The sequence below is a fragment of the Trueperaceae bacterium genome (genome assembly GCA_019454765.1).
GTDB lineage: Bacteria > Deinococcota > Deinococci > Deinococcales > Trueperaceae > JAAYYF01.
The window spans coordinates 1-14,308 of record JACFNR010000043.1 but is presented as its reverse complement, the minus strand read 5'-3'; the positions used below and the strand labels follow the sequence as shown (position 1 = coordinate 14,308).

Annotated in this window: 11 protein-coding genes; 4 read left to right on the top strand and 7 right to left on the bottom strand. The window is 73.2% G+C overall.

The window, feature by feature from the left end; genetic code table 11:
- The 6 genes from iolG to H3C53_10935 all read right to left on the bottom strand — a co-directional run.
- Window positions 1-995 (bottom strand): inositol 2-dehydrogenase (iolG, locus tag H3C53_10960; GenBank protein ID MBW7917186.1); only part of this gene is annotated, 995 nt, incomplete at its 3' end.
- A 39-nt stretch (window positions 996-1,034) separates the two neighbouring features.
- Window positions 1,035-1,928: a TIM barrel protein gene (locus tag H3C53_10955; GenBank protein ID MBW7917185.1), complete on the bottom strand. Its 894-nt coding sequence runs from the start codon at window positions 1,926-1,928 to the stop codon at window positions 1,035-1,037.
- Window positions 1,925-3,844 carry a 3D-(3,5/4)-trihydroxycyclohexane-1,2-dione acylhydrolase (decyclizing) gene (gene iolD / locus H3C53_10950; protein ID MBW7917184.1) on the bottom strand — a complete coding sequence of 640 codons (1,920 nt, stop codon included), beginning with the start codon at window positions 3,842-3,844 and terminating at the stop codon, window positions 1,925-1,927. The genes H3C53_10955 and iolD overlap by 4 nt, the downstream gene beginning before the upstream one ends.
- The gene (locus tag H3C53_10945; protein ID MBW7917183.1) at window positions 3,841-4,920 is read right to left on the bottom strand and encodes an ABC transporter ATP-binding protein; all 1,080 of its coding nucleotides are present in this window, start codon (window positions 4,918-4,920) and stop codon (window positions 3,841-3,843) included. Before H3C53_10945 ends, iolD begins: the two co-directional genes overlap by 4 nt.
- On the bottom strand, window positions 4,920-7,121 hold the full coding sequence (locus H3C53_10940) for an iron ABC transporter permease (protein ID MBW7917182.1): 2,202 nt from the start codon (window positions 7,119-7,121) through the stop codon (window positions 4,920-4,922). Before H3C53_10940 ends, H3C53_10945 begins: the two co-directional genes overlap by 1 nt.
- A gap of 137 nt (window positions 7,122-7,258) precedes the next feature.
- The gene (locus tag H3C53_10935) at window positions 7,259-8,266 is read right to left on the bottom strand and encodes an ABC transporter substrate-binding protein (protein MBW7917181.1); all 1,008 of its coding nucleotides are present in this window, start codon (window positions 8,264-8,266) and stop codon (window positions 7,259-7,261) included.
- A gap of 259 nt (window positions 8,267-8,525) precedes the next feature.
- Here H3C53_10935 and H3C53_10930 point away from each other — a divergent pair, with 259 nt between their 5' ends.
- The 4 genes from H3C53_10930 (at window position 8,526) to H3C53_10915 (ending at window position 13,289) form a co-directional block, all read left to right on the top strand.
- Window positions 8,526-8,996 carry a hypothetical protein gene (locus H3C53_10930; protein ID MBW7917180.1) on the top strand — a complete coding sequence of 157 codons (471 nt, stop codon included), beginning with the start codon at window positions 8,526-8,528 and terminating at the stop codon, window positions 8,994-8,996.
- Window positions 8,997-9,068: 72 nt separating this feature from the next.
- A complete protein-coding gene (pepF, locus tag H3C53_10925; GenBank protein ID MBW7917179.1) occupies window positions 9,069-10,877 on the top strand; it encodes an oligoendopeptidase F in 1,809 nt (602 codons plus the stop codon).
- Between the two features lie 10 nt (window positions 10,878-10,887).
- Window positions 10,888-12,096, top strand: coding sequence for a cation:proton antiporter (locus tag H3C53_10920; protein ID MBW7917178.1), 1,209 nt, complete (start codon window positions 10,888-10,890; stop codon window positions 12,094-12,096).
- Window positions 12,097-12,125: 29 nt separating this feature from the next.
- Entirely contained in the window at window positions 12,126-13,289 is a 1,164-nt protein-coding gene (locus tag H3C53_10915; protein ID MBW7917177.1) for an FAD-binding oxidoreductase, read from the top strand.
- On the opposite strand, the gene H3C53_10910 is transcribed toward H3C53_10915, so the two are convergent.
- A complete protein-coding gene (locus tag H3C53_10910) occupies window positions 13,277-14,224 on the bottom strand; it encodes a delta(1)-pyrroline-2-carboxylate reductase family protein (GenBank protein ID MBW7917176.1) in 948 nt (315 codons plus the stop codon). The genes H3C53_10915 and H3C53_10910 overlap by 13 nt on opposite strands.
- Window positions 14,225-14,308: the final 84 nt, after the last annotated feature.

Below are 14,308 nucleotides of genomic sequence, written 5' to 3'. Positions count from 1 at the left end.
CCCCGCCGCAGGCTCTCCCGCGCCGCCAACGCCACCCGCAACGACCCGAGCGCGTCACTAGGCCCCGGCGTGGGCGTCTCGCCCGCCCGCAGCGCGGCCACGAACGCCTGCACCTCCACGAGGTAGGCGTCGCGGAACCGTTCCAGGAAGTAGTAGACGTAGTCGCCCGTTATGCCGCCCTTGCCGTAACGCCACAGGTTGGTGGCGCGCTCGGCCTCGGAGACGAGCTTGCCCTGGGCGCAGTGCACCTCCACGCGCAGGTCGTAACCGTAGACGGTGCGGCGCGTGTTCTGCAGCACGCCGATGGCGCCCGACTCGAACTCCAGGGTGAGGATGCTCGTGTCGATGTCGCCGTGCTTCTCGAGGTACGGCTCCACCAGCACGCGCCCCAGGGCGGTCACGCGCGTGACCTCGCCGGCCACGAAGCGGGCCATGTCGATGTCGTGGATCACGGAGTCGACGTAGATGCCGCCCGACGTGGCCACGTAATCCTCCGGCGGCGGCGTGGGGTCCGACGACTGGCTGCGGAACATCTCCACCCGCCCCATCTCGCCCGCGCGCACCGTGCGCGCCAGTTCGGCGAAGCCGGGGTCGTAGCGGCGGTTGAACCCGATCTGGAACGGCACGCCGGCGTCCCGCACGACGGCGAGGGCCTGCTCCGTGCGCTTGAGCTCGTGCGCCACGGGCTTCTCGCAGAAGATGGCCTTGCCGGCCCGCGCGGCCGCCTCGAGGTGCTCGGCGTGCAGGGTGGTGGGCGAGGCGATGAGGACCGCCCCGACCCGCGGGTCGGCCAAGGCGGCGGCCAGGTCGGTGCCCGACTCGGCCCCGCCGTAGGCGGCCCGCGCGGCGGCGGCCGCGTCGGCGTCCACCACCCGCACGAGGTGAGCGCCGTCCACGGCGCCGGCAAGGTGACGGGCGTGCAGCGCGCCCATGCGCCCCGCCCCGATGACGAGGAAACCGACGCTTCCCTCTGCCCTACCGTTAGCTTGGCTCATGACCGCTCCTCGGTCCCCCGGCCGCCCTGGAGCGGCGGCTCACAGGCCGTACCTCTCCCGCAGGAACTCCCTGGCGGCGCCCGACACGCGGTACGGGTCGTGCACCGCCGGGTCCTGCTCCGCCTCCACGATGTACCACCCCGCGTAGCCCGCCTCCCTCAGGGCGGCCATCACGGGGTCGAAGTCCAGCGCCCCAGCACCGGGGGTGCAGAACACGTTCGCCTTCACGGCCTCCACGAACGACAGGCCCCCCGCCCGCGCGCGCTCCAGCACGTCGGCGCGCACGTCCTTCAGGTGCACGTAGCGCACGCGCGGCGCCAGCAGGCGCGTGACGTCGCCGGGGTCGCCACCGCCGTAGGCCACGTGGCCAGTGTCGAGGCAGTAACCGACCAGCTCGGGGTCGGTGAGGGCGAACAGGCGCTCGATGTCGGCGGGCCGCTCGATGGCGGTGCCGCCGTGCGGGTGCACGCACAGGGTCACGCCGCGCTCGCGGGCGTAGGCGCCCACCGCGTCGAAGGCGCGGCACACGCGCGCCCACTGGTCGCCGGTGAGCGGCTCCACGGCGTCCGACTGCCCGCGCCTGTCCCAGTGCAGCGAGCCGCCGCCCTCGGCCAGGTTGGCGTACCCCGCGCCGGCGGCGCGGCAGAAGTCGACGTGGGCGCGCGCCAGCGCCAGCTCCTCCTCGAGGTACTCGGCGTGCGCGAAGTTGGTCCAGCGGTAGGCGCCGGCCAGCACCAACCCGTGCCCGGCCAGGGCGGCGCGCAGCGCCGCCGGCTCCTGCGGGTAGACGTAGCTCATCTCCGAGCCCGCGTAGCCGAGGGCCGCCATGTCGCTCATCACCTGCTCGGCCGTGTAGCCGGGCCCCCAGCCGCGGATGTCGTCGTTCACCCAGCCGATGGGGCCTATCCCGACGCGTGGGGCAGCGGCGCTCATACGGGCCTCTGCTTGGCGCGGCCCAGGTCGTACTCCCACCTGGCGGCGCGCACGTTCTCCTGCTCGGTGGCCTCGGCGATGGGCACGTCCCACCACCCCTCGAAGCCCGGCACGCGCTTCTCCGGATGCGTGGGCACCACTATCACGCTCAACCGCTCGTCGCCCTTGGCGGCCGCCAGCGCCTCCTCGAGCGCCTCGCGGGTGGGCGCGTACAGCGCGTTGGCCCCGAGCGAGCGGGCGTGGGCGGTGAAGTCGACGGTCTGGTACGGCCCGTCGAGGGCGGCCCCGCCGCGGCTCCTGAGTTCGTTGAGGAACGACGGCGTGCCAGACGCGCGCTGCAGCCCGTGGATCGACTGGAAGCCGTGGTTGTCGACGAGCACCACCGTGAAGCGCAGGCCCTCGGCCAGCGCCGTCACGATCTCGCTGTTCATCATCAGGTAGGAGCCGTCGCCGATCATGACCACCACCTCGCGCTCGGGCTCGGCGAGCTTCACGCCAATGCCGGCGGGGATCTCGTAGCCCATGCAGCTGTAGCCGTACTCGAGGTGGTACGCCTTGGGGTCCTCCGGGCGCCACAGCTTGAGGAGGTCGCCTGGCATGCTGCCGGCGGCGCAGATCATGGTGGCGTGTCCGCCCACGGCGTCATTCACGATGCCGATGACCTCGGCCTGCGCCAGGCGGTCGTCGGCGGCCACCTGCGCGCCCGGGTCGACCCCGCCGCGCGTGGCGGCCAGGCCCTTGCCGGCGCGCAGCTCGTCGACCACGCCGTCCCACTCCCGCTTGAGGCTCCGCGTCCGCTCGCGCCACGCGGCGGGCGCCCCCTCCCAGCCGGCCGCCTCCAGGGCAGCGCCGAGTCGCTCCAGGGCGCGCTTGGCGTCGGCCACGAGCGCCATGCCGCCCAGCTTGGCCGCGTCGAAGGGCGTCACGTTGACGCCCACGAACTCCACGCCGGGGTCCTGGAAGGCGGTCTTGGAGGCGGTCACGAAGTCGCCGAGACGCGTGCCAACGGCCACCACCAGGTCGGCGCGGGCCGCCAGGCGGTTGGCAGCCAACCCGCCCGCCGCCCCCACGGGCCCGGCGTTCAAGGGGTGGTCCCACGGCAGGGCGCCCTTGCCGGCCTGCGACTCGACCACCGGCACGCCGTGGCGCAGGGCGAACGCGGCCAGCTCCTCGCTGGCGCCGGAGTAGATGACGCCGCCGCCGCACACGATCAGGGGCCTCTCGGCGCGCGCCAGGCGGCGCGCCGCCTCGGCCACCAGCTCGGCCTCCGGCTCGGGGCGGCGCACGCGCCACGCGCGCGGGGCGAAGAACGCCTCCGGCCAGTCGTACGCCTCCGTCTGCACGTCCTCGGGCAGGGCGATGGTGACGGCGCCCGTCTCGGCGGGGTCGGTGAGGACCCGCATGGCCTCGGGCAGCGCGGCGAGGAGCTGCTCGGGCCTGGTGATGCGCGTGAAGAAGCGCGACACGGGCCTGAAGGCGTCGTTTACGCTCACGTCGTGCTCCAGTGGGTGCTCGAGCTGCTGCAGCACCGGGTCGGGCACGCGGTTGGCGAAGTAGTCGGACGGGAAGAGCAGCACGGGCAGGCGGTTGATGGTGGCGCCCGCCGCCGCCGTGAGCATGTTGGTGGAGCCCGGTCCGATCGAGGCGGTGCAGGCGAGCACCTGCAGCCGGTTGGCGTGCTTGGCGAACGCCGCCGCCGTGTGCACCATGGCCTGCTCGTTCTGCGGTCGGTACGCCTCGAGGCCCACCTCGGGCCCCAGCTCCTGCAGCGCCTGGCCCAGGCCCGTGACGTTGCCGTGCCCGAGGATGGCGAACATGCCGGGCACGAGGGGCCGCGCCACGCCGTCGCGCTCGGAGGACTGCGCGGCCAGGTAGGCGACGATGGCCTGGCCCACCGTGAGGCGCCGCTTGCTCATGCCGCCGCCTCGCCCCCCGGCGGGAGCAGGTAGACGCCGGCGGGGTGGAACGTCACCTCCACCGCGTCGCCGCGGCGGAAGCTGCTGCGTCCCTCGCCGGAGACGCTCGACGCGAGCTCGCCGAGGGGCGTGTCGATGAGCAGCTCGCTGGTGACGCCCAGGTAGCTCACGCTCTTGATGGTGCCGGGCAGGTGCCCGCCGTCCGGCCCGCCGCCCTCGCCGCCGGGCGCGAGGCGCACGGCCTCGGGCCGCACCATGACGGTGGCCTTGCCGCCGGGGAACGCCTGCTCGTAGCCGAAGCGATAAGGGCCCACGCTCACGTTGGTGCCGGCGTACTCACCGGGCAGGAAGTTGGCCGAGCCGATGAAGTCGGCCACGAAGCGGTTGGCGGGTTGCGTGTACAGCTCGTGTGGCGTGCCCTGCTGCTGGATGCGCCCGCCCTTCATGACGACGATGGTGTCGGAGATGGCGAGCGCCTCCTCCTGGTCGTGCGTCACGTACACGCTCGTGATGCCGAGGCGCTGCTGCAGCTCCCTGATCTCCTGGCGCACGCGCCGGCGCAGCTTGGCGTCGAGGTTGGAGAGGGGCTCGTCGAAGAGGAGCACGCGCGGCTCGAGCACGAGCGAGCGCGCCAGCGCCACGCGCTGCTGCTGCCCGCCCGACAGGGCGGCCGGGCTGCGCTTCTCCAGGCCGACGAGGCCCACCGTGTCGAGCGCCTCCCTGACGCGGCGCTCGAGGTCGGCGCCGGACACGCGGGCGATGCGCAGGCCGTACGCCACGTTGTCGAAGACGCTCATGTGCGGGAAGAGTGCGTAGCTCTGGAACACCATCGTGACGTCGCGGTGGTTGGCCGCGAGCCGCGTGACGTCCTGGTCGTCGATCATGATGCTGCCGCCCGACACGGCCTCGAGGCCGGCGATCATGCGCAGCGTGGTCGTCTTGCCGCAGCCGGAGGGGCCGAGCAGCGTGACGAGCGAGCCGGGCGTGATGGCGAGGTCGAGTCGGTCGACGGCCACCACGTCCTGTCCGAACTTCTTGGTCACTCCTTCGAGCCTAACGGGCGCCGGCGCCGGCATCAGGCCACCACCTCTCCGGTCATGCCGCCGCGGCGGCGGGTGAGCAGGTTGAGCAGCAGGATCACCACCAGCATCGAGACGATCAACAGTGTACCCATGGCCGCCGCGCGCCCCGTCTGGCCCTGCTCCACCCAGCCGAGGAGCAGCACCGTGGTGAGCTGGTTGCCGGGGCTGACGACGAAGATGACCTGGCTGATGGCCGTCATGGCGCGCACGAACGCGAAGATCAGGCCCGACACGATGGGGATGATCAGGAGCGGCACGAGGATCGTGCGGAGCGTCCGGAAGGCGCTCGAGCCGAGCATGGTGGACGCCTCCTCGAGGCTCCTGTCGATCTGCGCGAAGCCCGCCACGCCCCCGCGGATGGCCACGGGCATGTTGCGGAACATGAAGGCCAGCACGATGATGGCGGCGCTCGAGGTGAGGAGCCACGGGCCCGTGTTGAAGGCGAGGATGTAGGCGATGCCCATCACGGTGCCGGGCGTGGCGAACGACAGCATGGAGCCGAACTCGAGCAGCTTGCGGCCCCAGAACTCCTGCCGCACGACGAGGTAGGCGATGAGGAAGCCGAGGAGCGCCGCGGGCACCGCGCTGATGGCGGCGATGCGCACCGTGTAGAGGAACACGGGGATGCCGGCCTTGGCGAGGTCCTGCCAGTGCTTGAGGGTGAGGGTGCCGTTGACGCCCCACAGCCTCACGAACGAGCCGTAGATGATGGAGGCGTATAGCGCCACCACCGTGAGGGCCCACACGGCGAACACGACGAGCAGCGCCGCCTCCAGCGCGGCCGGTAGGCGCCCGAAGGCGCGCCTGGACGGCTTGCCCGTGACGGTCACGAAGGAGCCGCGGCCCAGCCAGCGCGCCTGGGCGTAGAAGACGAGGAGCACCACGAAGAGGAGCACCACGCCGTAGACGGCGGCCTCGGCCTGGTCGAAGCGCGCCGCGAAGGCGGAGAACACCTCGGTGGCGAGGTAGTTGCGGTCGCCGCCCAGGATGAGGGGGTTGCCGAAGTCCGCGAACGACTCGATGACGGTGAGGAGGAAGGCGTTGGCGAGGCCGGGCCTGAGCAGCGGCCACGTGATGGTGCGGAACGTGTGCCATTGGCTGGCGCCCAGCGTGGTGGACGCCTCCTCGAGCGCCGCGTCCAGCGCCGCCACCGAGCCTTGGATGACCATGTAGGCGATGGGCGTGAACGCCAGCACCTGCGCCAGCGCCACGCCGGGGATGCCGAAGATCCAGTTGCTCGAGATACCCAGGATGTCGAAGGTCAGGAGGCCGCGCCGGCCCAGCAGGAAGATCATGGAGAAGGCGAGGATGAAGGGCGGCGTGATGATGGGCAGGACGCTGAAGGCGCCCAGCGACGTCTTGACGAAGCGCAACCGCGTCCGCTGCCCGAGGAGCGCGAAGCCGAGCCCGAGGAGGGTCGCGAAGCCGGCCGCTATCACGGCCAGCGCCAGGCTGCTCGGCACGGCGCCGCGCGCGAACAGCATGAGGCCGAGGCCGAGCCCGCCGAGGCCGCCCACGAGGCCGCCCACGACCACGCGCGCGACGCCGGCGCGCCGCCACAGCGCCCACGCCGCGCCGAGCGCAAGCCCCGCCAGGGCGAAGCCGCGCACGAGGGCGCTCTCGCTGCGGTCGGTGAACGGGTTCTCGATCAGCAGGAAGCGGCTGGTCTGCAGGGTGGAGGCGAACTTCTCGAAGGTGAACTTGCCGTTCACGATGACGGACGCCTGCAGCACGGTGACGAGAGGGTAGACGACGAGGAGCAGCACGAGCAGGCCCGTGACGAGGATGCTGGCCGCCACGAACGGGTCGGCGCGGACGCGGCCTGAGAGGCTGAGGCCGTAACCCATCACCACGATGAGGAGCGCCAACGACACGAGGGCGCCCATCCCGAACGCGGTCTTGGTGGTCAGGAGCCAGGCCGTGCCGGTGATGAACGCGCCCGCGCCAGCGAAGGTGAGGACGTTGCCGCGGCGGATGGTGTCGAGCGGCGCGAGGGCGGCGGCGGCGGCCACGAGCGCCAGCACGGGCAGGAGCCACAGCCAGGGCGCGTCGAGGTTCCACGGCCGGAACGCCGGGTCGACGGTGAGGAACGGCCGCCCCGGCCTGCCGAACGGCAGGGCGAGGAACGCCGCGGCGGCGCCGACGGCGTAGACGGCCGCCAGGCTGCCGCGCCCCCTGGTTCGCGCGTGCGAGATGGAACGGACGGACAAGGCGGTTCTCCTCCGGGTCGGGCGCTACCCCGGGCGGCCTCCTGGCGGCGCCGTGGGGCGGGGGTGAAACGGCGCCGCACCCGACGAGCAGGTGCGGCGCCGTCCCCGTTGTCAGGCAGCGCTCAGCGCGGCTGCGGGAAGATCTCGTTCGTCCAGCGGCTGACCAGGCGGTCGCGCTCCGCGGGGTCGCCGTACTTGGCGAAGTCGTAGTCGATCAGGTTGATGGTGTCGAGCTTCGGGGCGGCGGCCGGCACGGGCGTCTTGCTGTTCGACTGCACCTGGTACGAGCCGACGGTGGCGGCGATTGCCTGCGCCTCGGGCGTGAGCGCCCACTCGATGAACTTGATGGCGGCGTCGCGCTCGGGCGCGCCCTTGACGAGGCTCAGGCCGCCGATCTCGAAGCCCGTGCCCTCGCAGGGGGCGATGACGGTGAGGGGGAAGCCCTCCTCGGCGAACTTGACGCCGTCGTGCATGAACTGGATGGCGATGGCCACGTCGCCGCGGCCGGCCAGCTGGCCCGGGGCGGCGCCGGAGCGCGTGTACTGCTGCACGTTCTGGTGCAGCTTGGCGAGGTAGTCGAAGGCCGCGTCCTCACCCATGATCTGCACCAGCGTGGCGATGGTCGTGTAGGCCGTGCCGGACGCGTTCGGGTCGGGCATGGCGATGAGGTTCTTGAGGGCCGGGTTCGTCAGGTCGGACCAGCACTTGGGCGTCTCGACGCCGTGCTCGGCGAGGATGCCCTCGTTGACGACGAAGCCGAGCGCGCCCGTGTAGAGCGGGATGTACGTCTCGCCGACGGCCTTCGTGAGGCTCGGCAGGAGGTCGTCCCACTGCGACGGCTTGTAGAACTCGGTGAGGCCTTCGTTGAAGGCGGCGAGGTGCGGGTCGCCCGTGCCGCCGAACCACACGTCGAAGACGGGGTTGGCGGCCTCGGCGCGGAGGCGCGCCAGCGACTCGCTGGAGCCGAGGCGGATGAACTCGAGGTCGAGGCCGGTGGCCGCCTTGAAGGCCGGCCCGAGCGCCTCGCACCAGGCGAGGTCGGGGCTACAGAGCACGTTCACGCGCTGCGCGCTCGCGGAACCCGCGAGCAGCAGGAGCGAGAGGACAACGCCGACCAACAGTCGTTTCACGGACTACCTCCACGCCGGGCGTCGCCCGGGTACCGCTGCAAGTACACCCGAGGCTACGGGTAGGGGTCGGCAGGGCCGAACGCCGGCCTGACGCTACCTGCTACGGCTCGAGTGTCTCGCGGATGATATCGCCGCCCGCGGCGGCTGTCAAAGCGACCGGGCGCCCGCCAACCGCCGTCGGCCTCGGGTAGGCTGGCCCCGTGACGAGGACGCGCCGTTCACCGCCGGCGCCCGGCCGCGCGGGCGCGCAGCCGCCACCGTGACGCCCGCCGCGCACCACGCCTGGCTGGCCCTGCTGCTGATCGGCGCGGGCGTGTGGTTGGGGGGTTACGTGGCCATCCCGGTGGTGGTGCTCGCCGCCCGCCGCAGCCTCGCACCCGCGGAGCGCGTGGCGTTCTTCCGCGCCCTCGGCCGCGCCTACCTGCCCGTCGGGGGCGGCGCGCTGGCGCTCGCCCTCCTGAGCGGCGGCGTGTTGCTGTTCGACCGGCCGCGCGACGCGACCACCGTGGCGCTCGCCGCGCTCGCCCCGGCGCTGGTGGCGCTCCTCGCCGTGGCCGTCGCGCAGGCCAGGCGCATGACGCGGCTGCGCGCGGCCGCCGCCGCCACCCCGAACGACGCGGGGCTCGCCGCCCGGGCCGCCGCGGGCGGCCGGCTCGCCGCCGCCCTGCGCGCGCTGCTGGGCGTGATCACGCTCGTACTCGTCGTCCTCGGCGCCGGCCTGGGCGCCTGAGGCCGCCGGCGGCTCGGCGCGGCCGCCCCGAGGCGCCGAGGCGCCCTGGCGTCACGTCTTACACTCTCACCTATGCCCGAGCCCCTCCCCCACCGCAAGGACGTCGACCCGAGCTTCACCTGGAACCTGGAGGCCGCCTACCCCACGGAGGCCGCCTTCGAGGCCGACCTGGCGGGGCTGGCCACCGACCTGACCGGGCTGGCCGCCTACGCGGGGCGCCTCGGCGCGAGCGCCGCCACCCTGGCGGACTTCTTCGCCGCCTACTGGCCGGCGGTCACCAAGCTGCAGCGGCTGCGCGTCTACGCCACCCTGCCGATAGCCGTGGACCAGACCGACCAGGCGGCGCGCGCCAAGGCGGGGCGCTTCCAGGCGGTGGCGGCGCGCTTCGGGAGCGACCTGGCGTTCGTGGCGCCCGAGCTGCTCGCCCTTGGAGCCGAGCGGCTGGCGGAGTTCGGGCGCGAGGAGCCGCGCCTGGCAGACATGACGCGGTGGTTCGCCCGGCTGGAGGCGAGCCGCGCCCACGTGCGCAGCGCCGAGGTCGAGGAGGTGCTGGGCCGCGCCGCCGACCCGTTCGGCGCCCTGGAGCGCGCCTACAACTCGCTCGCCAACGGCGAGCTGCCGTTCGCGAGCGTGGAGCATGGCGGCCGCAGCTACGAGGTGGCGCGCAGCACCTACCCCGCCCTGATCGCGTCGCCCGACCGCGACCTGAGGGAGAAGGCGTACGACTCCTACACGCGCGCCTTCCTCTCGCACCAGGACACCTTCACGGACCTGTACGTCGGCCGCATCAAGCAGTCGGCGTTCCTGGCGCGCGCCAGGGGTTACGAGGACACGCTCGCCGAGCAGCTCGAGCCGCGCGAGGTGCCGCGCGAGGTGCTCACGAACGTCCTGGAAGTGTTCGGGAGGAACGTGGGGGTGTGGCACCGCTACTGGGAGGCGCGCCGGCGCCTGCTGGGCGTGGCGGAGCTGAGGGAGTGGGACGTGTTCGCGCCCCTCGCCACGAGCTCGCCCGCCCTGCCGTACGCGCGCGCAGTCGACCACGTGCTGGCCGGCATGGCGCCCCTTGGCGACGACTACCTGACGCCGCTGCGCCGGGGGCTCCTCGAGGAGCGCTGGGTCGACGTCTACCCGAACCGCGGCAAGCGCGACGGCGCCTTCGCCACGCGCTTCTACCGCGGCCAGCCCTACATCATGATGAGCTACCAGGGCACGCTCGAGAGCATGAGCACCCTGGCGCACGAGCTGGGCCACGCCATGCACTCGAAGCTGATGGACGAGGTGCAGCCGCCCGCCAACGCCAACTACGCCATGGTGGTGGCGGAGACGGCGTCCAACTTCAACCAGGCGTTGGTGCGGAGCCACCTGCTGAAGGTGACGACCGACCCGGCGGCGAGGCTCGCCATCCTCGACGAGGCGTTCTACAACTTCCACCGTTACTTCTTCATCATGCCGACGCTCGTGCGCTTCGAGCTGGAGGCGCACCGGGCCGTGGAGCGCGGCGAGGGCCTCACCGCGCAGCGCCTGGTCGGCATCATGCAGGGCCTCTTCCAGGAGGGGTACGGCGACGTCATACGCGCCGACGAGCGCACCGGCATCACCTGGGCGCAGTTCGGGCACCTCTACATGCCGTTCTACACGTTCCAGTACTCGGTCGGCATCGCGGCGGCCGCGGCGCTGGCGGCCGACGTGCGCGAGGGCCACGAGCGCGGCGACGCCGCCCCGGCCGAGCGTTACCTTGCCTTCCTGCGCGCCGGGTCGGCGCTCGAGCCGCTCGAGCTCTTCCGCGCCGCCGGGGTCGACATGACGACGCCCGCGCCCATCGAGAAGGCGTTCGCCGTGCTGGAGGGTTACGTGCGCGAGCTCGAGACGCTCGCCGGGTGAGGGGCATCACGTGACGCCGTTCCTCGAGTTGATGCTGGTCCTGGCCATCGTGGTGGCGGGGGCCAAGCTGGCGGGCTACCTCGTCGGCAAGCTGGGGCAGCCCACGGTGGTGGGCGAGATCGGCTTCGGGCTGCTGCTTGGCCCGAGCGTGCTGGACCTCATGGGCTTCCCGATCTTCGTGCACGCCGCCGAGACGACCGAGACCATCAAGCTCCTCGGCGAGCTGGGCGTGGTGGTGCTCATGTTCATCGCGGGGCTGGAGACGGACCTCGCGGCCATGCGGCGGGTGGGCATGCCGGCGCTCGTGTCGGCCACGGGCGGGGTGCTCCTGCCGCTCCTCGGCGGTTGGGGCTTCGGGCTGCTGGTGGGCATGCCGATGAACGAGGCCGTGTTCGTGGGCACCATCCTCACGGCCACGAGCGTGTCGATCAGCGCCCAGACGCTGCTGGAGCTCAGGAAGCTGCGCACCAAGGAGGGGATGACCATCTTGGGCGCCGCGGTCATCGACGACGTGCTGGGCATCCTCATCCTGTCGGTGGTGGTGGCGCTCTTCGCCGCCGGTCCCGGCGCGGCGCCGCCCGTCTGGCTGGTGGGCGTGAAGATGGTGGCGTACTTCGTGGTCGCGCTGCTGCTGGCGCCCGTCGTGACGCGCCTGCTGCGCTGGTTCGACAAGCTCCCCATCGCACAGCCGCTGGTGGCAATCAGCCTGGTGCTGGTGCTCGTCTACTCCTGGTCGGCCGAGTACCTTGGCGGGGTGGCCGCCATCACGGGCGCCTACCTGGTGGGCATCCTCCTCGGCCGGACGGAGTTCAAGCGCCGCCTCGAGGAGGCCATGCAGGTCTTCGGCTACGGCTTCCTGGTCTCCATCTTCTTCGCCGACATCGGCCTGCGCGCCAACCTGCGCGAGGCGATAGGCGGCCCGCTCGTGTGGGTGGGCCTCGTCATCATCCTCCTAGCCATCGTCACGAAGGTGGTCGGTTCCGGCCTCGGGGCGCGCGTCATGGGCTTCACCACGGTCGAGGCCACGCGCGTGGGCGCCGGCATGGTGTCGCGCGGCGAGGTGGGCCTGATCGTGGCCGCCATCGGCGTGGAGCGGGGCGTCATCCCGCAGGACCTGTTCGCCATCATGGTGCTGATGGTGGTGGTCACGACGCTCGTCACGCCGGTGTTCCTGCGTTCCGCCTTCCGGGTCGGGCCGCCCTCGCTGGAGGAGGCTTGACCGACGTGCGCCCGAGGCCCGGCGGCGCCATCACCGCCGACGTGGCCGTCATCGGCGCCGGGATCGTCGGCGCGGCCTCCGCCTACCGCCTGGCGCAGGCCGGGCTCGACACGGTGGTCGTGGAGGCCCAGGCCGCGCCGGCGAGCGGCTCGACGGGGCGCAGCGCGGCGGGCGTGCGCGTGCAGTTCGGCGACCCGCTGAACGTCGACCTGTCGTGGGAGTCCATCCAGGAGTACCGCGACTTCGAGGCGCTGCACGGCCGGCCGTCGGGCTACGACCCCCTCGGCTACCTCTTCCTGGTCCCGCGCGCCGCGGCGCCCGCGCACCTGCGGGCGCTCGAGCTGCAGCAGGGTTACGGCGCGCCCGTCACCGAGCTGGACCCTAGCGCGGCGCAGCGCCTGGTGCCGTTCGCCATCGACCCGGAGACCACCTTCACGACCACCTTCGGGGCGGCGGACGGCGTGGTCGACCCGCACGCCATCACCATGGCCTACCTCGACCTGGCGCGCGGCCTAGGAGCGCGGCTGCTCCTTAGCGCTCCCGTGACGGCGGCCGCCTTCGACGGCGCCGCCTGGCGCCTCACCACCCCGCAGGGCGGCGTGACGGCGGCGCAGGTGGTGTGCGCGGCCGGGGCGTGGTCGGGCGAGGTGGCGGCCCTGGCGGGACTGGACGTGCCGGTGGTGCCCGTGCTGCGGAGCGTCTACGCCACGGCGCCGCTGCCCGCCCGCCACCGCTACCCGCTCACCGTCGACCTCGCCTCGGGCGTCTACCTGCGCAGCGAGGGGCCGCGCGTGATCATGGGCCGCTCCAACCGCGAGCAGCCGCCAGGTTTCCACGAGGGCGTCGACTTCGCGGACCTCGACCGCGTCCTCGGCCTGGCGCTGGAGCGCTTCCCGTGGCTGGCCGCCACCCGGCTGGACCGCCGCGCCTCGTGGTGGGGTTACTACGAGGTCACGCCGGACGAGAACCCGGTCTTGGGGCGCATGCCCGCAGTGGCGCCCGGCGCCACGGCCTGGCTGAACGCCTGCGGCTTCTCGGGGCACGGCGTGCAGCAGGCCGCGAGGGTCGGTCGGCTCGTCGCCGAGGAGGCAGCGCTCGGTCGCGTGCGCACCCTGGACATCGACCCGTTCCGCTACGAGCGCTTCCTGGCCGCGGCCGGGCCCGGCCCGCGGCGCGAGTCTCACATCGTCTGATCGACCAGCCGCAGGGCGAGTCGCGCCGCGGCCAGGTCGAACATCGAGTGGCCGACGCTCTTGAAGAGCACGGGCCGCTCGCGGCGGCGCGGCGCGGCTAGGGCGGCCGCCAGCTCCGTGGCGGCGCCCCACTCCCAGGCACCCGACTGGGCGGCCTGGATGAGATCGCCCGCCTCGGCCCGGGCGCCGGCAAGCGTGTCTACCACCACGTCGCATGCAGCCACCACCGCGGGTGGCAGCTCCGCCATGGTGGGCGTGAAGGCGCCGACAGCCACGACGGTCGCGCCAGGCCGCAGCCGCGCGGCGGCCGCGGCGGGGAGGACGGGCTCGGCGGCGTTGGTCGTCGTCACGACCAGGTCCGCCTCCGCCACCGCCTGAAGCAGCGCCTCCTCGCCCGGTTCGACCCGCCGGGCCTCCACCCCCAGCTCCCGCGCCCGCGCCACCAACGCCTCGCCGGGCGCGGCGCGGCGCGAGGAGACGAGCAGGCGCCCCAGCCCCATCCCCTCCGCCAGGGCCTCGACGTGCCCGAGCGCCTGCGCGCCCGCGCCGACGACCAGCGCCGTACCCGCGGCGGCGCCGAGCCGCTGAGCCGCCAACAGCGAGAGCGCGGCGGTGCGGCGGGTGGTGACGGTGGTGCCGTCGAGGAGCGCGCGGGGCCGGCCGTCGACGGCGTCGATGGCCACCACCACCGCCTGCACGGTCGGCAGGCCGCGGCCCGGGTTGAGGGGGTGGACGCTGCCGACCTTGACGATGGCGGCCTCGACGTCGGCGGCGGCCATGGAGAGGAAGGTGCCGCCGCCCGGCAGTGGCGCGGTGCCGCGCTCGAGGGCGCGCACCCGCCCGGCCGCCGCCTCCGCGAGCACGGCGGCGAGCTCGGCGGCCAGTTCGCGGTACGGGAGGAGGGCGGCGGTCCGCCGCGCGTCAAGCGTGAGCATGCTCGTGGCCATGCTCAAGGTTGGCGCACCGGGGGGCGGGGCGCAAGTCGCGACCGAGCGGCCGGCGGCGGGTCGCGGGTGGGC

Bases quoted from the DNA above. Each gene is read 5' to 3' on its own strand.
- H3C53_10955 (MBW7917185.1), bottom strand. From the start codon at position 1,928: ATGAGCGCCGCTGCCCCACGCGTCGGGATAGGCCCCATCGGCTGGGTG.
- iolD (MBW7917184.1), bottom strand. From the start codon at position 3,844: ATGAGCAAGCGGCGCCTCACGGTGGGCCAGGCCATCGTCGCCTACCTG.
- H3C53_10945 (MBW7917183.1), bottom strand. From the start codon at position 4,920: ATGCCGGCGCCGGCGCCCGTTAGGCTCGAAGGAGTGACCAAGAAGTTC.
- pepF (MBW7917179.1), top strand. From the start codon at position 9,069: ATGCCCGAGCCCCTCCCCCACCGCAAGGACGTCGACCCGAGCTTCACC.
- H3C53_10910 (MBW7917176.1), bottom strand. From the start codon at position 14,224: ATGCTCACGCTTGACGCGCGGCGGACCGCCGCCCTCCTCCCGTACCGC.